The following is an 18,380-nucleotide window of genomic DNA, read 5'->3' as shown; positions in this document are numbered from 1 at the left end:
CCCGGCTTCATCCCCCGGGCCGCGATCTTCCCTGCCTGCCAGGATCGCCTGCCATGACCCTTACCATCACCGCCACGCGCATTTCGCCGTCACCCGACAAGCTGGGTGAGAGCCCGATCTGGGACGACCGTCTGGGTCGCCTCTACTGGGTCGACAGCTTCTCGCGCCTGATCCGCTTTCTCGACTACGGCAAGGACGAGGTGCAGTCGCTTGAAATGCCCTCGATGATCGGCTCGATCGCGCTCTGCCGCGACTCCGGCCAGCTGATCGCGGGTCTGGCGGATGGCATCTACCTCGTGAATCTCGCCGATGGTGCGCTCGACCCGGTCTACGTTCCCGAACCCGCGAACGCGCGGGTGCGCTTCAACGATGGCAAGGTGGACCGGCAGGGCCGCTTCGTCTGCGGCACCATGGGTGTCTTTGCCGAGCCGGAGGGGCAACTTGTCCGGGTGTCCGCCGGTGGCGGCGCCGAATGCCTCGCAACGGGTATCCGCATTTCCAACTCTATCTGCTTCAGCCCGGATGGCGGCACGTTCTACTTTGCCGACAGCCTCGACCGGGCGATCCGCGCCTACCATTACACCGCCGATGCCGAACCGCTGACCGAACCCCGTATTCACGTGGACACGCGGCCCTATCACTCGGGACCGGACGGGGCGACCGTGGATTCCGAGGGTTTCATCTGGGTGTCCCTCGTCCAGGCGGGCAAGATCGGACGCTTTGCGCCCGACGGTTCGCTCGACCGGGTGATCTCGGCCCCTGTCGACATGCCCAGCTGCGTCACCTTCGGCGGGCCCGACATGTCGATCCTCTACATGACGTCAATCAAGGATTCCGGCTCCGGCCGCGCGATCTCCCGCCATCCCTACGGCGGGTATCTCTTCGCGCTGGAAGGGCTCGGGGTCACAGGAATACCGGAGCCGCTCTATGGCTGACACTCTCCACCGCGCCCCTGTGCCAGATGCCTTCTCGGCCCTGCTGTCCCCCGCGAGCGTCGCCATCGTCGGCGCTTCGGACGATGTGACCCGCATTGGCGGACGGCCGCTGCGCTACATGCGCGAAAGCGGCTTCAAGGGGCGGATCTACCCGGTCAATCCCAAGCGCGACACCGTGCAGGGCCTCAAGGCCTATGCCGACCTCGCCAGCCTGCCCGAGGTTCCCGATACCGCCATCCTCGCGGTGCCTGCCGCCGCGACCCTCGCTGCGGTCGAGGCTTGCGTGGCCAAGGGCATCCCCTCTGCGGTGATCTTCTCGGCAGGTTTCGCCGAGACCGGGGCGGAGGGGCAGGCGATGCAGGCCCGGATCGCCGCCGTCGCCCGCGAGGGCGGGCTGCGCCTGCTGGGGCCGAACTGCCTTGGCGTGATGAACCCGGCCCTTGGCTGGTACGGCACCTTCTCGGTCGTGCTCGACGGCGCGCTGATCGCGCCGGGCCCGGTCGGCATCGTCTCGCAGAGCGGGGCCTACGGGTCGCATATCGCCCACCTCGCGCGCGAGCGCGGCCTTGGCATCAGCCGCTGGATCACCACCGGGAACGAGATGGACATCTCGCTGGCCGAGGCGCTGGCCCACGTGGTGGAGCAACCGGAAACCCGGGTGGTCATGGCCTATGCCGAGGGCGTCGGCGACGGCGACCGGTTCCGCGCGGCGCTGGAGCGTGCGCGGACGCTTGGCAAGGCCGTGGTCTTCATCAAGACCGGCCGGACCGAGATCGGCGCGCAGGCGGCGGCCTCGCACACCGCCTCTCTTGCCGGCTCCGACGCCGTGTTCGACGCGGTGCTGCGCCAGTACGGCGTGCACCGGGCCCGCACCACCTCGGAACAGCTTGACGTCGCCTATGCCGCAGCCTCCGGAACTTACCCCGAGAACGACCGTATCGGCATCTTCACCATGTCCGGCGGGTTCGGCATCCAGCTGGCGGACGACTGTGCCGATGCGGGGCTCGACGTGGCGCCGATGCCGGAAGCCGCGCAGGCAGAGCTGAAGGCATTGCTGCCCTATGCCTCTCCGGTGAACCCGGTCGATGCGACGGCGCAGGCGGTCAGCGACATGTCGATCCTCACCGCCTACGTGAAGGCGATGATGGAGCAGGGCGGCTATGGCATGTTCTCGGCCATCCTCGGCACCGGACCCGCCAGCCGCAGCTTTGCCGAACCGCTGCTCGAAGCCCTCGATGCGGGGCTCGCCGGACAGAAGGACAGGCTGCTTGGCCTGACCATGTCGGCCCCGACCGACGTGATCCGCGACTACGAACGCCGGGGGTTCCTGGTGTTTCAGGACGGTGCGCAGCTTGCCAATGCCTTTGGCGCGCTGGCCCGCATCCGCCACGGGTTCGACCAGGCCGAGGCGCAGCCTGCGCCCATGACACCCGTCGACCTGCCCAAGGGCGCGGTCAGCGAGGCCACGGCCAAGGCGATCCTCGGCAGGGCGGGCGTTCCCTTCCCCCGGGAGGTCTGTGTCCCGGATGGCGCTGGGGCCGCTGCGGCAGCGGAGGGCATCGGCTTTCCCATCGTCCTCAAGATCTGTTCGCCCGACATCCTGCACAAGACCGAGATCGGCGGCGTGGCGCTGAACATCCGCACACCCGAAGAGGCGCGGCAGGCGACCGATGCGATGCTGGAGAAGGTCCGTGCCGCCGCGCCCGGCGCCCGGATCGAAGGTGTCCTCGTCGCCCCGATGGTCGCGGGTGGGGTCGAAACCATCATCGGCGTGCACGACGACCCGAGTTTCGGACCCGTGGTGATGTTCGGGCTCGGCGGAATCTTCGTCGAGGTGCTGAAGGACGTGACCTTCCGCGCCGCGCCCTTCGGGGTCGACGAGGCGCGGCGCATGATCCGCGAGATCCGGGGCTTTGCCATGCTCGAAGGCGCTCGCGGTGCGAAACCCGCGGACGTCGAGGCGCTGGCGCAGCTCCTGTCGGACCTCTCGCGTTTCGCGGCGGCCCATGCCGACCGGATCGAGGGCATCGACCTGAACCCGGTCCGGGTGATGCCCGAGGGCGAGGGCGTGCTGGCGCTCGACGCGCTGCTGGTGATGAAGGAGGAGGCGTGATGGTGGACGCAAGGCTTCAGGAACTGCTCGACCGCGAGGCGATCCGCGACTGCATCTACCGCTATTGCCGGGGCATCGACCGGGCCGACGAGGCGGCGCTGGTCTCGTCCTACTGGCCGGACGCCTATGACAACCACGGTGCCTATGCCGGTCCGGTCTCGGGCTTTGTCGAGATGGCCCGCAAGGTCTGGGCCAGCGGGGCGCGCAACGTCCACGCGGTCAGCAATATCCTGATCGAGTTCCGGGGCGCAGACCGTGCGGCGGTCGAGAGCTACTTCCTCGCGTTGCAGCGCGGCAAGGGGCCGGACGGGGTGGAGCGGCAGGTGATGCTGGCCGGGCGCTACTGCGACCTGTTCGAAAAGCGCGGCGACGAATGGCGCGTGGCGAGCCGCACCGTCGCCTACGACTGGGTCGATCCGCAGGAGGTGCCGGAGGGCAGCGAGGCCGAACGCTTCGGCCCGCGCACGCCGATTGGCGGGGCCTTTCCCGATGACCCGGTCTATCGCATCGGCAACTCCACCGACGGGCCGCCCGCATGACGGGGGAAACACCACACCAGGGCCGGACCGCCAGCGCGGTCGCACCGGCGGGCGCCGACGGCGTCTCGGAGGCCGAGTACCGTCTGGCCATGCGCCGGGTGATCTCGCCCGTGGCAGTGATCACCTCGGTCTCGGGCACGGAACGCAATGGCCTGACGGTCACGGCGATCTGCTCGGCGACCACCGAGCCTCCGACCCTGCTGGTCTGCGTCAACAACGAGGCGAGGGCGCTGCGGCTGATCGAGGAATCGGGGCGCTTTGCCGTGAACTTCCTCAGCGACGAGCAGTCCGAACTGGCGCGCGTCTTCTCGACCCGGGGGCTGGCGGGCGAGACCCGGCTCCAACTTGGGTCCTGGACCACGCTGGCGACCGGCGCGCCGGTGCTGAACGACTGCGTCAGCGCCTTTGACTGCGAGATGACCAGCAACATCCCCTGCGGCACGCATCGGGTCATCCTTGGCCGCGTCGTCGCCCTGTCCAGCAGCGATGACAACGCGCTGCTCTACCGCGACGGATTCTTCCGCAGGATTGCCCCGGAGTAAGACGATGACCGACCAAAGCCGCAGACGTATCTCCCTGATCACCGGCGCCGCCGGCGGGATCGGCCGTGCCCTCGTCGCCGAGTTCGCGGGCCGGGGCGACCGGGTGCTGGCCGTCGACCTGCCGGGCACCGGGCTGGAGGAGGTGGTGGCGGCGCTTGGCGGCGATCACCTCGCGCTGCCCTGCGACCTGTCCGACGAGGGCCAGATCGCGGCGCTCTTTGCGCAGGTGGACGGGCTGGGGCAGGGGCTGGACGTGCTGGTCAACAACGCCGCCATCGGCCCGACCATGCGCCCGACCACCGAGACGCCGACCGACGAGATCCGCGCCGCCCTGCGCACTAACGTCTTTGCGCCCTTCACGCTGGCGCGCGAGGCCGCCGCGCGGATGGGACCGGGGGGCGCCATCGTCAACACCGTGTCCCTTGGCGGGATTATCTCGAACCCGGCGCGCAACGCCTACGCCGCCTCCAAGTCCGCGTTGATCTCGCTGACCCGGTCGCTTGCCTGCGAGTGGGCGGGGCGGGGCATCCGCGTCACCGCCGTTGCGCCGGGCTATGTGCGCACGCCGATGGTCGCGGGACTCGAAGAGGCGGGCAAGGTCGACCTCGCCCGGGTCCGGCAGCGCATCCCGATGGGGCGTCTGGCCCGCGGGGACGAAATCGCCTCGGCCATCGGGTTCCTCGCCTCGCCCGAGGCGCGCTACATCACCGGCTCGGTGCTGGTGGTCGATGGCGGCTGGATGTCCTTCAACCAACCGGGCGAGGCGCATCCGCCCGTCGCGGGCGTGCCCGCCGATGAGCTGACCCGCCCCGAGGTGCCTGCGCGACGCCGCAACGTGCTGGTCACCGGGGCCGGAACCGGCATCGGCGCGGCCATCGCCGCCCGCTTTGCCGCCGGGGGCGACCGGGTCGTGCTGGCCGACCGCGACTCGCACTCGCTGGCCGCGCGAGCGGCCGAACTGGGCGGGGATCACCTCGCGCTGACGATGGACGTGGCCGACGATGCCTCGGTGGCCGAGGGCTTTGCCCGGATCGCCGCCGATCTCGGGCATCTCGACATCCTCGTGAACAACGCGGCGATCTCCGACACCTTCAAACCGGCGGCCGAGCAGACCTCGGCCGACTTGGACCGCGTGCTGTCGGTCAACCTCGCCGGGGCCTTCTCCTGTGCCCGCGAGGCACTGAAGCTGATGGCCGACGGGCAGGGTGTGGTGATCAACCTCGGTTCGATCAACACCTTCCTGCCGTTCGCCCCGCGCCATGCCTACGGGGCCTCCAAGGCCGCCATCGACATGCTGACGCGTTGCATGGCGGCCGAGCTTGGCCCCAAGGGCATTCGTACCGCGACGCTGGCACCGGGCTACATCCGCACCCCCGGCGTCGCCGACCTCGAAACCCGGGGCCTGATCGATGCCGTGGCGATCCGCCGCCGCATACCGATGGGCGATCTGGGTCGCCCGGACGACATCGCGCAGGCCGCCCATTACCTCGCCTCCCCTGCGGCGAGCTACGTCAGCGGCGCCATTCTCTACGTCGATGGAGGCTGGACCTCCTTTGGGGCCGCTGGCGACGCCTTCGATCTTTCCGCCCATGAGGCGCCCGGCGCGGAGCAGACCGCGCCGCTTGAAACAACCTTTCAGTGAGGACCTGATATGAGCAATCCGCAGACTACCTCCCAGCCGACCCGGCTCGACGTGATCGTCGTCGGCGCGGGCTTTGGCGGCATGTACGCCGTCTACAAGTTCCGCGAGATGGGCTATGACGTGACGGGCATCGAGGCCGGCGGCGACGTCGGCGGCGTGTGGTACTGGAACCGCTACCCCGGCGCGCGCTGCGACCTGATGTCGGTCGACTACTCCTATGGCTTCTCCGACGAGATCCAGCAGGAATGGAGCTGGTCCGAGCAGTTCGCCGCACAGCCCGAGATCCTGGCCTATGCCAACTTCGTGGCCGACCGGCTGGACCTGCGGAAAAGCTTCCGCTTCAACACCCGCGTGACCAGCGCGATCTGGGACGAGGCAGGCAAGCTCTGGCGCGCCACCACCGACCGGGGCGAGGTAATCGAGGCGCCGTTCTGCGTGATGTCGACCGGCCCGCTGTCGATCCCCAAGGATCCCGACATCCCGGGGCTCGACCGGTTCAAGGGGCAACTCCTGCGCGCCCAGAAATGGCCGCATGAGCCGGTGGACTTCGCGGGCAAGCGCGTGGGCATCATCGGCACCGGATCGACCGGCATCCAGATCGTGCAGGAGGTCGGGCGCAAGGCGGGCGAGCTCTTCGTGTTCCAGCGCACCCCCAGCTGGACGCTGCCGATGCGCAACCACGACCTCGAACCCGATTACATCGCCGAGATGAAGAAGCACTACCCGGCAATGCGCGAGGCGATGCGGATGAACCCGACCGGGGGCACCCGGCCGGTCTCGACGCGGCCCTTCTTCTCGCTGCCGCCGTCGCAGCGGCAGGACGTGATGGAACACGCGTGGCAGGATGGCGGTCATACCTTCCTCGCCTGTTTCTCGGACCTGCTCTCGAACCAGGAGGCCAACGACCAGGTGGCCGACTTCGTGCGCGCCAAGATCGGGCAGATCGTCGAGGATCCGAAGGCGGCGGAAGCGCTGAAGCCGCGCGGCTACCCGATCTTCGCCCGCCGTCCCTGCCTCGATACCGAGTACTACGAGACCTACAACCTGCCCAACGTGCACCTGATGGACTGCCTGACCGATCCGATCGTCGAGATCACCGAGACCGGCATCCGCACCGAGGTGGGCGAGACCGAACTCGACATGCTGATCCTCGCCACGGGCTACGACGCGCTCACCGGCGCGCTGCTGGCCATCGACCTGCGGGGCCGCGACGGGCGGCTGCTGCGCGACAAGTGGGCGAGCGGTCCGCGCTCGTTCCTTGGCATGATGGTCGAAGGTTTCCCGAACCTCTTTGCCACCAGCGGCCCCAACGGGCCCGCCGCGCTTGCCAACCTGATCACCATCGCCGAGAACGATGTCGACTGGGTGGCCAACCTGATCGAGCACATGAAGGCCGAGGGCCTTGCCAGCGCAGAGGTCACCAAGGCGGCCGAGGACCGCTGGATGAACCTTGTCCTCGCGCTTGCGGAACGGTCTCTGGTGCGCAAGGCCAAGACGTGGTGGGTCGGGTCGAACGTCAAGGGCAAGCCCGAGGGGCTGACCATGTTCGTCGGCGGCTTCAACAAGTACCGCGAGCATTGCGAGGCGGCCGCCGCCAGCGGCTATGCTGACCTCAGTTTCGAGAAGGCGCTCGAAAAGGTCTGACGGCAAGGGCGGGCAGGGCGGACAGGTCCACCGCGCGCCTCAGCCGCTGCCCGCGTCTTCCGTGGGGTCGCCGATGTTGTCGACAAGGTGCCGGGTGATGCGCATCATCGCCTGCAGGTCGGCCTCGCTCAGCCCCTCGGCGGCCTGGCGAAAGATGCGCCGGCGGACCGGCAGCATCTCTTCGAACAACGCGCGGCCGGCGTCGGTCAGATAGACCCCGATGGTGCGGCGGTCTCCGGGATAGCTCTCGCGCCGCACCAGTCCCTCCTGCTCCATCTGCGTCAGCAGGTGGCTGAGCGCCGTCCGCTCGATCTGTGTATGGGCGGTTAGCTGGTTCACCGAGAGACCCGACAGTTCCGACAGGATCGACAGGGTGCGCCAGCGCGCGACCAGCGACTTGCCGCCGCCCATTTCCTGCACGAAGGCCACGTTGCTGCGTTCCTCCAGCACGCGCACCCAGTACAGGATGGATGTGCGAAAGCTTTCTTCCTCGACCGCCATGCGTCCGCGAAATCTCCTGAGTGTCGTGCGACGGGTGCGCGGCCGACAGATGCATTGCCGGCCGTGCCGCGTCAACGCGCTTGCCGGTCGTCCCGCGCCAGTGCCTCGTCCTCTTCGTCCAGCCTGCGGTCGCGCTGCAGTTCAAGCCACATGGCGTTGACCACGGCGAAGATCGCGGCGAGGGGAAGTCCGAGCAGCCATGCAAAGTACCACATGTCCCTGTTCCTTTCTCAATACACGGTGTCGGACTGGCCGGTGACGCCGTCCTCGGTGACCTTGCCCCACAGCACCTTGTAGACCCAGGCGGTGTAGGCAAGGATCAGCGGCAGGAAGATGATCGTCGCCACCAGCATGATGAACAGCGTCTGGTGCGAGGACGAGCTGTCCCAGACCGTCAGCGACGAGTTTGGGTCGATGGAGGAGGGCAGGATGAAGGGGAACATCGTCAGCCCGACCGACGAGATGGTGCCGAGGATGCCGAGCTTCGACCACAGCAGGGTCGTGACCTCGCGGCCCGCGCGCAGCCCGCGCACGGCAAGGATCATCCCCGCAAATCCCATCAGCGGCGCGATGACGATCCACGGGCGCTGCCCATAGGCCGCCAGCCAGCTGCTGCCCCGGGTGACCTCGGAGTAGAGCGGGTTCGACGGGCCATCCCTGACCGGATCGGCAACAAGGGCGTAGCCGTCGATCCCGAAGGCCAGCCAGAGACCGGCCAGCGCATAGGCGACGATGGCGATGGCCCCCGTGACCGAGCCGATGCTGCGCGCGCGCAGCTGCACCGGCCCCTCGGTCTTGAGCGTCAGCCACGCCGCGCCGTGGGTCACCAGCATCGACAGCGAGACGACACCGGTCAGCAGGGCAAAGGGGTTCAGAAGGCCGAGGAACTTGCCGTAGTAGCTGCCCTCGTAGATCGAGAGCAGGTCCGGCGTGAGCCGGAAGGGCACGCCCTGCAGCACGTTGCCGACCGCCACCCCAAAGATCAGCGCGGGCACGGCGCCGCCTACGAACAGCGCCCAGTCCCAGCCGTTGCGCCAGGACGCGCTGTCGCGCTTGGAGCGGTACTTGAACGCGACGGGGCGCAGGATCAGCGCGGCAAGAATGACGAACATGGCAAGGTAGAAACCCGAGAAGCTCACCGCGTAGAGCGGTGGCCATGCGGCGAAGATCGCGCCGCCCCCGAGGATGAACCACACCTGGTTACCTTCCCAGACCGGGCCGACCGTGTTGATGGCGATCCGCCGCTCCACGTCGGTCTTGCCGACGAAGGGCAGCAGCGCACCCACGCCCATGTCAAAGCCGTCGGTCATCGCGAAGGCAATCAGCAGGACGCCCAGCAGCAGCCACCAGATGACCCGCAGCAGGCCGTAGTCGAAGAGTTCGAACAGGATCATGTCGCTTACTCCGCAGGTGCAAACGGGCTTTCGCCCTCGCGGCGGCGCAGCCGCCGTTCGTGGCGCGCCTCCCAGTCATTGGTGAGGTCCACATCCTGGAACGGGCCCTTGCGGATGTACTTCAGCATCAGGCCGATCTCGACGATGAACAGGACCGTGTAGAAGATGACGAAGCCCGCCAGCGTCAGCAGCAGGTCCTGCACGCTGAGGTGGCTGACCGACAGGGCCGTGGGCAGCACGCCGTCGACCGTCCAGGGCTGGCGCCCGAACTCGGCGACGAACCAGCCCAGTTCGGCCGCGATCCACGGCGCAGGGATCATCACCACGGCAAGGCGCAGCGCCCAACGCGGATAGCTCTGTGCCTTGAAGCTCGACCGCCAGAAGAAATAGGCCATCAGCGCGATGAAGGAGAAGCCCAGCCCGACCATGATCCGGAACGACCAGAACAGCGGCCAGACGGTTGGCACGGTGTCCCACGCGGTCGAGGCGATCAGCTCCGCGTCGGCGTCGCGCGGATCGTCGACGTAGCGCTTGAGCAGGAAGGCATAACCGAGGTCGCCGCCGTGGTTCTCGAAGGTGGCGCGTACCTCTGCAGGGGTCGCGTCGCGCTGTTCGCGGATGGTCATCAGCGCGTCATAGGCGATGATGCCGCTCTTGATCCGCGTCTCGGCCTCGGCCACCAGCTTGTCGATGCCCGGGATCTCCTCGGTCAGCGACCGGGTGCCGATCAGCCCCATCACCCAGGGAATGCGGATCGCGTAGTGGGTCTCGCGCGCCTCCTGGTCCGGCAGGCCGACCAGCGTGAAGGAGGCGGGGGCGGGTTCGGTCTCCCACATGCCCTCGATCGCGGCGAGTTTCATTTTCTGGTTGTGCGAGGTCTCGTAGCCGGACTCGTCACCCAACACCACGACCGAGAGCGCCGAGGCCAGCCCGAAGGAGGCCGCCACGGTGATCGACCGCCGCGCCAGTTCGATGTGCCGCCCCTTGAGCAGGTACCAGGCGGAGACGCCGAGAACGAAGACCGAGGCGGTGACATAACCGGCCGAGACCGTATGCACGAACTTGGCCTGCGCCACGCCGTTGAACACCACCTCGAAGAACGAGGTCATCTCCATCCGCATGGTGTCGGGGTTGAACTCGGCCCCCACGGGGTTCTGCATCCAGCCGTTGGCGATGAGGATCCAGAGCGCCGAGAAGTTCGACCCGATGGCGACCAGCCAGGCGACCACGAGGTGCTGCACCCGGCTGAGTTTTTCCCAGCCGAAGAAGAACAGCCCGACAAAGGTGGCTTCGAGGAAGAAGGCCATCAGCCCCTCGATGGCGAGTGGCGCCCCGAACACATCGCCGACGTAGTGCGAGTAGTAGGACCAGTTCATGCCGAACTGGAATTCCATGGTGATGCCCGTCGCCACGCCGAGAACGAAGTTGATGCCGAAGAGCGTGGCCCAGAACTTGGTGATCTGCCGCCAGATCGGGCGGGCGGTCATCACGTAGACCGTCTCCATGATCGCGACGATGATCGACAGGCCGAGTGTCAATGGCACGAAGAGAAAGTGGTAAAGCGCTGTCATGGCAAACTGGAGACGTGACAGCTCGACGATATCGAGTTCCATGCGCGGTTCCCCTGCAGGTTGTAGGCACCGTCAGCGGGCGACTCGCCCGTGGCTGGCTTATCCCTACCGCAATACTAGACTGCTCTCGCCCTGTGACAACGCCGCAGGGCTGACACCTAAGGTCGCGGTTCGATTGAAGATTTCGTGAGTTGCGCCCCGATGCATGGCGGCAATGATCGTCGCGCGGGGCAGGAAAGCGCGCAGGCCGCGCAGCACCTTGTCGGCGGTTGCCGCATCCAGCCCCTCGGTGGGTTCGTCCAGCAGCAGAAGCGCAGGCTTTTTCAGGAGGTTGCGCGCAAGGGCAAGGCGCCGGGCCTGCCCGCCGGAGAGGCCGGCCCCGGCTTCGCCCAGTCGCGCCTCCAGCCCGCCGCGCTCGCGGACGACATCGGCCAGGGCAACGGCCTCCAGAGCGGCCCAGAGCGTGTCCTCGTCCGCCTCGCCATTCAGCGACAGGTTGTCGCGGAACGTTCCGGCGACGAGGGCACTGCGCTGCGGCAGCATGGACACGACCGATCTCAGCGCGTCCTCCTGCCAACGGTCGGGGTGTTTTCCGTAGAGTTCCAGCCCCTGACCCGGCCCCAGCCCGGCGATCCGCAGCAGCAGCTCGGTCTTGCCCGCGCCGGAGGGTCCGGTCAGCGCAACGGCCTCGCCGGGGGCCAGCGTCAGGTCGAGCCCCGGAACGGCAATCCGCAGCAAGGGGGCGTCGGGATTGGATGCCACCGGGGCAGGGCGGGGCGCAGCATCGGGGGCCGGAGCGAGGAGGCGGGCGGCCCCGACCATGCGCCCGAGGTCGGCAACGCCGCGCCGGAGCGGCCAGACCGCCTCGGCCAGTGCGACGGCCACGAAGAACCCGATGGCGGCCTTGGCCGGGTCGAGCACCCCGCGCGACAGCAACCAACCCCCGGCCACCAATGCGGCCGCCGCCACCAGCGCCACGAGGAGCGAGAGCGCGCGCCCGGCGTCCCGTTCGGCCCGGTCGAGCGCGGCCATCGCCCCCCGCGCGGCGGCATCATGGGCCAGCAGACGCTCCTCCTGTTCTGACAGCCGCCCCGACAGGATCACCGCCTCGCGGTCGCGGATGGTGTCGATGAGCCCACGCCGCAGGGCCTGGGCCTCGTTCTCGGCATCGGTCGAAGGCCGCAGCCCCCGCCGGGCAAGGCGCCAGAGGATCAGCGCGGCGGCGGGCAGGGTTCCGGCGAGGATCGCGAGTGCAACCGGCCAGCCCAGCAGCCATGCCAGCGCGGCGAAGATCAGCAGGTGCGCGGCGAGCGCCGCCGTGCCCGGCAGCAGCAGCCGCAGCACCAGCCCGTCGAGCGCGTCGACGTCGGCGACGATGCGGGTCAGCACCTGCTCGCCCCGCAACCGCGACAGGGCCCGCCCGTCGAGCCGCGCCAGCCGCCGCAGCAGATCGACCCGCAGCGCGGCAAGGGCGCGCAGTGTGGCGTCGTGGGTCAGCAGCCGCTCGCCATAGCGGGCGGCGGTGCGCCCCAGCGCAAGGAACCGGACGCCCGCAGAGGGGCGGAACACGTCGAAGGCGATGCCGATCCCGCCGAGCCCGGCAAGCCCGGTCGCGGTGACGAACCAGCCCGAGAGCCCGAGCAGAGCCGCCCCCATCAGCAGCACGAGCACCGAGAGCGCGGCGCCGCGCGCCATCGCACCCGGGGCGCTGGTCAGCAGCAGGCGCAGGATATGCAGGACCGGCCTCATGCGCCGATCTCCACCTGCCGTTGCATGGCGGCGGCGAGCACCGGGTCGTGGGTGGCGACGATCACCGCCCGCCCGCTCGCGCGCAGCCGCTCCAGCGCGGCGATCACCCGCTGTGCCGTTTCGGGGTCTAGGTCGGCGGTCGGCTCGTCCGCCAGAATGAGGTCGCCTCGCTGCAGCACCGCGCGGGCCAGCATCAGCCGCCGCGCCTCGCCGCCGGATACCCCGCCCCCGGTCGCGCCGAGGCGGGTGGCAAGCCCCTCGGGCAGCCCTTCGACCACCCGCGCGGCATCGGCGAGGTGCAAGGCGGGCCAGGGGTCGGTTCCGGCGCCCTTCGGGTCGAGCCAGTCGCCGAGCGTGGTGTCGGCGAAGTGCGGCCGCTGGGGCACCAGCGCGATGCACGCGCGCCATGCATCTGCCGTTTGGTCATCGAGCGGCTCGCCGCAGACGTCGATCCGCCCGGAGGCCAGAGGGGCCAGCCCGGCCAGCGCGGCCAGCATCGTGCTCTTGCCGCAGCCGCTCGGCCCGGTGAGGGCGAGCGTTTCCCCGGCCGCGAGGGAGACGTCGGGAAGGGGCACCCGGCCTCCCGGCACCATGGCCTCCGCACCCCGTACCTGCACCGACAGCGCCCCGGGCAGGGGGGCCGCGGCGGCGCCGGTTCCCAGCGGTTCGACCCGCTCGGCCCGGTCCAGTTCGTCAAGCTCTGCGACCACCGAGAACCCCGCCGCGCGGTCGTGCCATGCGGCGGCAAGGTCTCGCAGGGGCTGGAAGAACTCGGGCGCGATCAGCAGCAGGAACACGCCCTGGCCCAGCGTCAGCGGGGTGCCCCAGGTGCCAAAGCCGATCTCGCCCAGCAGCATGAAGCCGACGAAGACCGCCACGAGGGCGACACCGAGCGCGGCGAACAGCTCCAGCACTGTGGACGACAGGAACGCGATGCGCAGCACGGCCATGCTGCGTTCGCGCAGCGCTTCGGCCCTTGCTCCGAAAGCCACCGCCGATGCCTCGCCCGCGCCCAGCAGGCGGATGTCGAGCAGGGCGGCGAGACGCTCCATCAGCATCTGGTTCATGTCGCCGATTTCGTCCATCTGGCGGCGCGAGGCCTCCTCCGCCGCCATCCCGACCAGCGCCATCATCACCGGGATCAGTGGCCCGGCGACAAGCAGGGTCAGCCCCACGACCCAGGACTGCGAAAAGGCGAGGATCAGCAGAACGGGCGGCAGCACCACCACCCGCATCATTGCCGCATGGTAGCGGGTGATCCACGGCTGGAGCAGCGGCAGCTTCTGGACTGCAAGCGCGGCGATGGCGGCAGAACCGGTGGCCGAGGGCGCGCGGGCCTCGCGCCGGACCAGCGCCGCGCGTTCGCGTGACAGGGTTTGGTCGGCTGCCGCGAAGAACAGCGCACCGGCCCGATGGTCCAGCAGCGCCCGCAGAGCGGCGCAGAGGGCAAAGACCAGCCCGGCCACAGCGGCGCGCTCTAGCGCCGGGGCGCCATTGGCCCAGCCCGCGATGCACCAGGCGATGGCGGCGGCCTGCACCGGCCAGAGCAGCCCGGCGAGAACGGAGAGCACCCCGGCGTGACGCAGCTCCCGGCGGACCGGGGCAATCACCCGCGCCTGCGCCAGCGTGGCGTGGGTTGTCCGCCGCGTCGGGGCGTCTGTGGCCTGATCCATGGGGCTCGCACCGCCTGCAATCCGGTTTCCTTGGCCCCGGTGTTACCATTCCCGGCGACCCGGGACGAGCCGCTTGCCCGTGTGACAGTGCCGCAGGCCCGGTGCCCGGGGCGGCCCCGATGCCTCGGACTCGGGCAGTTGCCCGGCGATCCCGGCTCCGGGGCGCGAAAGTGCAAAACCTGCTCTCCCCGTGGCGGGGTTGTCTGCTAGGGTTCTGCCTGCAGCACCGGGGGGTCTGACATGCAAAAACTCACGTTCATCGCGGAAACGGATACACAGGGCCGGGTGGCCTGGGTCTGGGCCAAACGGCCAGCCTGGAAGGCCGCGCGACCGGCCGACGCGCGCAGCATCTCGGCCAGCGACCTGGCGCGCGCACAGTTCCACGGCGCCGCCGAGGACGACATCCGCGCCTGGGTCAGCGCCCAGGCCAGGGGCGGCCGCGCGCAAAACTGAGCGACCCGGCGTAACCTGGACATCTTGTTGATCCGGCCAAGGGGGCAGGGTAGGGCACCCGGCGCCATGACGGCGGGCTGGATGATGGGTGACGTGCTAGACAAATCGGCGAGTTGTCGATTTTGTGTCGTGACATCACTCGGGATGACCATGGGGATACGTAAGACGTGAAGAAGGTATTCGTTGCGGAAACCGACGAAACGGGGCGCATTGAATGGGTCTGGCTCTGGCGGGCCGGCCAGCGGGGGCCGCGCATGATTCGAAAGGCCGAGGACTGCTCGCAGATGCTGGACCACGCCGAGTTCCACGGCAGCAGCCGCGACAACATCGTCGACTGGCTGGCGCGCCGGGCCTGAGCCGGGATGGTGCCGCGAGGACGGACACCATGACCTGTCTCAATGTCTTTCCCGTGAAATCGTCGTAAATCTTGTCGAACGTCGCGTTCCTGTGACAAATGGCTGGTTCCGGTGGACGCGCATCCGTGGAACGCTTGCCACGGGAAAAGGACACAGAGGACACAGGTTGCAACCCTTTCCGAAAGCGGGCCATGACCCGGCCTGAAGCCCAGATGATCTTTGTCCGCGAGGGCGGACAGCTCTGCGCCGGAGGAATGGACCTCGGCAAGAGCCGGTTGGTCCGCGACGGCGACGGCTTCGTCGGCAGCTTTGCCCTTGTCGATACCTTCGACGGGCAGGTCGCGGCCAAGGACCGCCTTCTGCTGGAAACGGAAGAGGGCCTGTTCCTGCTGTCGGAGGGGGAGGTGCTCGACCAGTCCAGATGCGCGCCTGCCTTCGTTCAGGACATGCCGGAAGGGCGGGTCACCGACTGGCTGGCCGGCGTGGTCTCGCCTCTGCGGACGCTGATGCCCGTGGCCAAGGGCGAACTGGTTCGCCAGCGCTGGAAGGTGGTCGACGACTTCGACAAGACCGAGGTGCGCGGCGAGTCCTGGCAGCTGAGGTCGGGGAATGCGGCGCCGGTCACGGTGCTGCGGCTGAACCCGCTTCGGGGGTACGACAAGGCCCTGCAGCGCCTCGTGCATCAGATCGACACCACCGGCGCGCGCCTCTGCGAGACGGCCTTCGATCTCGGAGCGGACCTCAGGGGCGTGAACCCCGGGACCATCGGCAAGGTCGAGATCGAGATGACCGCCGAGGAAACCGCCTTCGAGGCCACGGTCGTCTTCGTGCGGGCGCAGGTCGCTGCCGCGGTACGGCAGGAGGCGGGCATTCTCGCCGATCTCGATTCCGAGTTCCTGCACGAGTACCGCGTCGCCCTGCGCCGTGTCCGTTCGGTGATCTCGCTGTTCCGTGGCGTTTTCGAGGCCGAGCAGAGCGACGAGCTGAAACAGCGGTTCGACGCGGTCATGTCACCCACCGGCAGGCTGCGCGATCTCGATGTCTACCTGATCGAGCGAGAGGACTACGTGGCGCTGGTGCCGCCCGCGCGTCGGCGCGGCGTGGAAAAGCTGTTCGACCGGCTGGCGCGCGAGAGGGGCGACGCCCACAGGGACCTAGCAGCGTGGTTGCAGAGCCCCGGATACCGTCAGGAGATGGCGGCGCTGCTGCGGCTCTTCGAGGATCCGGGACAACTGGCCGAGGGCCCGGACGCCGAAAGCCATGCGCTCGACTATGCCCGCCGGGTGATCTGGAAGCGGTACCGCAAGGTCTGCAAGATCGCCGCCGGGATCGACAGCACAACGCCCGACGAGCAGGTCCACGCGCTGCGGATCCAGTGCAAGAAGCTGCGCTACCTGATGGAATTCTTCGCGCCGCTTTTCGACGCGGCCGATGTCGGTGCCCTGATCAAGCGCCTGAAGAAGCTTCAGGACAACCTTGGCAAGTTCAACGACTACGCGGTGCAGCAGGCGGCGCTGGGCGACCTCCTGACAGGGCTCAGGGCCAACACGCGCGACGCGCTCGAGATCGCGACGAGCCTCGGCGCGCTGGTCACCGTGCTGGACCGCAAACAACAGGAAGAACGCGCAAGGGTGGAGGCCAGCTTTGCCCGTTTCGACTCGGAGAAGACCCGGGAGAGCTTCCGCGCGCTGTTCCACTCGGAGGAGCCCGACGCATGAAGATCATCGCCAGCTATTCGAACAAGGGCGGGGTGGGAAAGACCGCGAGCGCCGTGAACATCGCCTATTGCCTCGCGCAACAGGGGCACCGGGTGCTGCTCTGCGATCTCGACCCGCAGGGGGCATCGGGTTTCTATTTCCGGGTGAAACCCTCGAAGAAGCTGAAGGGCGACAGGTTCTTCACCGACGTCACGCGCTTTACCGATGCGATCCGGGGCAGCGATTTCGACGATCTCGACATCCTCCCGGCCAACATGACCTTCCGCGACTTCGACGTCTTCCTCGCGCGCATGAAGAACAGCCAGTCACGGCTCAAGAAGGCGCTGAAGAGCGTGAAGGGCGATTACGACTACATCGTGCTGGACTGCCCGCCCAACATCTCGACCCTGTCCGAGAACGTCTTCCGGTCGGCCGACGCCGTCGTTGTTCCGGTGATCCCCACAACGCTCTCCGAGCGGACCTTCGAACAGCTCGGGGAGTTCTTCAAGGAGCACGGGCTGGCGCGAAAGAAGATCCTCGGGTTCTTCTCGATGGCGCAGGCCACCAAGAAGCTGCACGGCGAGACGATCAAGCGGATGCGCAAGACCCATGCCCGGCGCATGCTCGACGTGGTGGTGCCGTTCTCGACCGATGTCGAGAAGATGGGCGTGCATCGCACCCCGGTCGGCGTCTTCGCCGGAACCCATGACGCGGCCCGGGCCTATGACCGGCTCGCGGTCGAAGTGATCAAGAGGATCTGATGGCCAAGAACACCGAAATCGAACGCAAGTTCCTGGTCGCGCGGATGCCTGACCTCACCGACGCCAAAGCCACCGAGATTCGGCAGGGCTACGTGACCCGCCCCGAAGATTCGATCGAGGTCCGTCTGCGGCAGAAGGGGGCGGCCTTCTTCGTCACCATCAAGACCGGCGAGGGCATGGTGCGCGGCGAATACGAGACCGAGGTCCCGCGCGAAGCCTTCGACCGGCTCTGGCCCGCCGCGACCGGACGCATCGAAAAGACCCGCTGGACCGGCCGCCTCGCCGATGGCACCGTGTTCGAGCTCGATGTCTTCGAGGCACCGCATGCGCCGCTGACCGTGGTCGAGGTGGAGTTCGAGGACGAGGCCGCCGCCCACGCCTTTGTCGCGCCGGACTGGTTCGGCGAAGATGTCAGTGGAAACAAGGCCTACAGCAACAAGGTCATGGCCTTCGCGCCCCGGTAGCGGCGGGGGTGCAAACCGCGTAATCCGGAAGCACCGGAGGGATGTCATTCGCTCTTGCAGAAGGAGAAGTGGTGGGCGATCCTGAAGTGCGGTTTGTGCTATTCGGCCATATTTTTATGGGAGAAGTGTCCCGCAAATCGCAAGTGCGGGACACCTGCCAATCCAAGCCTGCCAAGCAATCGCTGGATTAGCCGCATGTTATGGCTTTGACGCTGAGCTTGACCTGCCCCCTGCCGGTCCCTCATTCATAACGAGAGTCTGCAGGTTGGGTTTGGGTATTCTGGTTCCCGATCTGGCGCAAGCTCGCCGGGCGCGGAGCCCTCAAGCTGCTCAAGCGCTCGGCGGG

The 18,380-nt window shown here is 68.2% G+C and carries 17 protein-coding genes; 11 read left to right on the top strand and 6 right to left on the bottom strand.

The features are described from left to right. Positions 1 to 53: 53 nt before the first annotated feature. From DDT93_RS23210 to DDT93_RS23185, 6 genes are read left to right on the top strand one after another with little or no spacing between them, the layout of a single operon-like run. Complete coding sequence (locus tag DDT93_RS23210; protein ID WP_109468302.1) at positions 54 to 935, top strand: SMP-30/gluconolactonase/LRE family protein; 882 nt, start codon at positions 54 to 56, stop codon at positions 933 to 935. Next, positions 928 to 3,048, top strand: a complete 2,121-nt coding sequence (locus DDT93_RS23205; RefSeq protein WP_109468301.1) for an acetate--CoA ligase family protein — start codon at positions 928 to 930, stop codon at positions 3,046 to 3,048. Before DDT93_RS23210 ends, DDT93_RS23205 begins: the two co-directional genes overlap by 8 nt. Continuing rightward, positions 3,048 to 3,587 (top strand): nuclear transport factor 2 family protein, encoded by a 540-nt coding sequence (locus DDT93_RS23200; protein ID WP_109468300.1) that lies wholly within the window; start codon positions 3,048 to 3,050, stop codon positions 3,585 to 3,587. Before DDT93_RS23205 ends, DDT93_RS23200 begins: the two co-directional genes overlap by 1 nt. Further along, positions 3,584 to 4,129: a flavin reductase family protein gene (locus DDT93_RS23195; protein ID WP_109468299.1), complete on the top strand. Its 546-nt coding sequence runs from the start codon at positions 3,584 to 3,586 to the stop codon at positions 4,127 to 4,129. The genes DDT93_RS23200 and DDT93_RS23195 overlap by 4 nt, the downstream gene beginning before the upstream one ends. A gap of 4 nt (positions 4,130 to 4,133) precedes the next feature. After that, entirely contained in the window at positions 4,134 to 5,771 is a 1,638-nt protein-coding gene (locus DDT93_RS23190; RefSeq protein WP_109468298.1) for an SDR family oxidoreductase, read from the top strand. Positions 5,772 to 5,780: 9 nt separating this feature from the next. Next, positions 5,781 to 7,415 carry a flavin-containing monooxygenase gene (locus tag DDT93_RS23185; protein WP_109468297.1) on the top strand — a complete coding sequence of 545 codons (1,635 nt, stop codon included), beginning with the start codon at positions 5,781 to 5,783 and terminating at the stop codon, positions 7,413 to 7,415. 39 nt (positions 7,416 to 7,454) lie between these two features. Here the strand turns inward: DDT93_RS23185 and DDT93_RS23180 are convergent, their stop codons facing one another. The 6 genes from DDT93_RS23180 to DDT93_RS23155 all read right to left on the bottom strand — a co-directional run bounded on the left by DDT93_RS23180 (position 7,455) and on the right by DDT93_RS23155 (position 14,303). Further along, positions 7,455 to 7,916 (bottom strand): MarR family winged helix-turn-helix transcriptional regulator, encoded by a 462-nt coding sequence (locus DDT93_RS23180; protein WP_109468296.1) that lies wholly within the window; start codon positions 7,914 to 7,916, stop codon positions 7,455 to 7,457. A 71-nt stretch (positions 7,917 to 7,987) separates the two neighbouring features. After that, the gene (gene cydX, locus DDT93_RS23175) at positions 7,988 to 8,131 is read right to left on the bottom strand and encodes a cytochrome bd-I oxidase subunit CydX (protein WP_109468295.1); all 144 of its coding nucleotides are present in this window, start codon (positions 8,129 to 8,131) and stop codon (positions 7,988 to 7,990) included. Positions 8,132 to 8,146: 15 nt separating this feature from the next. Next, positions 8,147 to 9,310, bottom strand: coding sequence for a cytochrome d ubiquinol oxidase subunit II (cydB, locus tag DDT93_RS23170; RefSeq protein WP_109468294.1), 1,164 nt, complete (start codon positions 9,308 to 9,310; stop codon positions 8,147 to 8,149). Positions 9,311 to 9,315: 5 nt separating this feature from the next. Further along, on the bottom strand, positions 9,316 to 10,923 hold the full coding sequence (locus DDT93_RS23165) for a cytochrome ubiquinol oxidase subunit I (RefSeq protein WP_109468293.1): 1,608 nt from the start codon (positions 10,921 to 10,923) through the stop codon (positions 9,316 to 9,318). A 63-nt stretch (positions 10,924 to 10,986) separates the two neighbouring features. Then, positions 10,987 to 12,630 carry an amino acid ABC transporter ATP-binding/permease protein gene (locus tag DDT93_RS23160; RefSeq protein WP_109468292.1) on the bottom strand — a complete coding sequence of 548 codons (1,644 nt, stop codon included), beginning with the start codon at positions 12,628 to 12,630 and terminating at the stop codon, positions 10,987 to 10,989. After that, complete coding sequence (locus DDT93_RS23155; protein WP_109468291.1) at positions 12,627 to 14,303, bottom strand: ABC transporter ATP-binding protein/permease; 1,677 nt, start codon at positions 14,301 to 14,303, stop codon at positions 12,627 to 12,629. The genes DDT93_RS23160 and DDT93_RS23155 overlap by 4 nt, the downstream gene beginning before the upstream one ends. A gap of 240 nt (positions 14,304 to 14,543) precedes the next feature. On the opposite strand from DDT93_RS23155, the gene DDT93_RS23150 reads away from it, so the two are divergent. The 5 genes from DDT93_RS23150 to DDT93_RS23130 all read left to right on the top strand — a co-directional run bounded on the left by DDT93_RS23150 (position 14,544) and on the right by DDT93_RS23130 (position 18,034). Continuing rightward, positions 14,544 to 14,756, top strand: coding sequence for a hypothetical protein (locus tag DDT93_RS23150; protein WP_109468290.1), 213 nt, complete (start codon positions 14,544 to 14,546; stop codon positions 14,754 to 14,756). Between the two features lie 167 nt (positions 14,757 to 14,923). Further along, on the top strand, positions 14,924 to 15,112 hold the full coding sequence (locus DDT93_RS23145; protein WP_109468289.1) for a hypothetical protein: 189 nt from the start codon (positions 14,924 to 14,926) through the stop codon (positions 15,110 to 15,112). A gap of 191 nt (positions 15,113 to 15,303) precedes the next feature. Further along, positions 15,304 to 16,830: a CHAD domain-containing protein gene (locus DDT93_RS23140; protein ID WP_157960266.1), complete on the top strand. Its 1,527-nt coding sequence runs from the start codon at positions 15,304 to 15,306 to the stop codon at positions 16,828 to 16,830. After that, on the top strand, positions 16,827 to 17,570 hold the full coding sequence (locus DDT93_RS23135) for a ParA family protein (protein WP_109468287.1): 744 nt from the start codon (positions 16,827 to 16,829) through the stop codon (positions 17,568 to 17,570). Before DDT93_RS23140 ends, DDT93_RS23135 begins: the two co-directional genes overlap by 4 nt. Beyond that, a complete protein-coding gene (locus DDT93_RS23130) occupies positions 17,570 to 18,034 on the top strand; it encodes a CYTH domain-containing protein (RefSeq protein ID WP_109468286.1) in 465 nt (154 codons plus the stop codon). Before DDT93_RS23135 ends, DDT93_RS23130 begins: the two co-directional genes overlap by 1 nt. The last annotated feature ends 346 nt before the right edge of the window (positions 18,035 to 18,380 follow it).

Source organism: Albibacillus kandeliae (genome assembly GCF_003116585.1).
Lineage (GTDB): Bacteria > Pseudomonadota > Alphaproteobacteria > Rhodobacterales > Rhodobacteraceae > Albibacillus > Albibacillus kandeliae.
The sequence above is the reverse complement of the archived record's forward strand: the minus strand, read 5'-3'. Positions and strand labels throughout refer to the sequence as shown.

Bases quoted from the DNA above. Each gene is read 5' to 3' on its own strand.
- DDT93_RS23210 (WP_109468302.1), top strand. From the start codon at position 54: ATGACCCTTACCATCACCGCCACGCGCATTTCGCCGTCACCCGACAAG.
- DDT93_RS23205 (WP_109468301.1), top strand. From the start codon at position 928: ATGGCTGACACTCTCCACCGCGCCCCTGTGCCAGATGCCTTCTCGGCC.
- DDT93_RS23200 (WP_109468300.1), top strand. From the start codon at position 3,048: ATGGTGGACGCAAGGCTTCAGGAACTGCTCGACCGCGAGGCGATCCGC.
- DDT93_RS23195 (WP_109468299.1), top strand. From the start codon at position 3,584: ATGACGGGGGAAACACCACACCAGGGCCGGACCGCCAGCGCGGTCGCA.
- DDT93_RS23190 (WP_109468298.1), top strand. From the start codon at position 4,134: ATGACCGACCAAAGCCGCAGACGTATCTCCCTGATCACCGGCGCCGCC.
- DDT93_RS23185 (WP_109468297.1), top strand. From the start codon at position 5,781: ATGAGCAATCCGCAGACTACCTCCCAGCCGACCCGGCTCGACGTGATC.
- DDT93_RS23180 (WP_109468296.1), bottom strand. From the start codon at position 7,916: ATGGCGGTCGAGGAAGAAAGCTTTCGCACATCCATCCTGTACTGGGTG.
- cydX (WP_109468295.1), bottom strand. From the start codon at position 8,131: ATGTGGTACTTTGCATGGCTGCTCGGACTTCCCCTCGCCGCGATCTTC.
- cydB (WP_109468294.1), bottom strand. From the start codon at position 9,310: ATGATCCTGTTCGAACTCTTCGACTACGGCCTGCTGCGGGTCATCTGG.
- DDT93_RS23165 (WP_109468293.1), bottom strand. From the start codon at position 10,923: ATGGAACTCGATATCGTCGAGCTGTCACGTCTCCAGTTTGCCATGACA.
- DDT93_RS23160 (WP_109468292.1), bottom strand. From the start codon at position 12,630: ATGAGGCCGGTCCTGCATATCCTGCGCCTGCTGCTGACCAGCGCCCCG.
- DDT93_RS23155 (WP_109468291.1), bottom strand. From the start codon at position 14,303: ATGGATCAGGCCACAGACGCCCCGACGCGGCGGACAACCCACGCCACG.
- DDT93_RS23150 (WP_109468290.1), top strand. From the start codon at position 14,544: ATGCAAAAACTCACGTTCATCGCGGAAACGGATACACAGGGCCGGGTG.
- DDT93_RS23140 (WP_157960266.1), top strand. From the start codon at position 15,304: ATGACCCGGCCTGAAGCCCAGATGATCTTTGTCCGCGAGGGCGGACAG.
- DDT93_RS23135 (WP_109468287.1), top strand. From the start codon at position 16,827: ATGAAGATCATCGCCAGCTATTCGAACAAGGGCGGGGTGGGAAAGACC.
- DDT93_RS23130 (WP_109468286.1), top strand. From the start codon at position 17,570: ATGGCCAAGAACACCGAAATCGAACGCAAGTTCCTGGTCGCGCGGATG.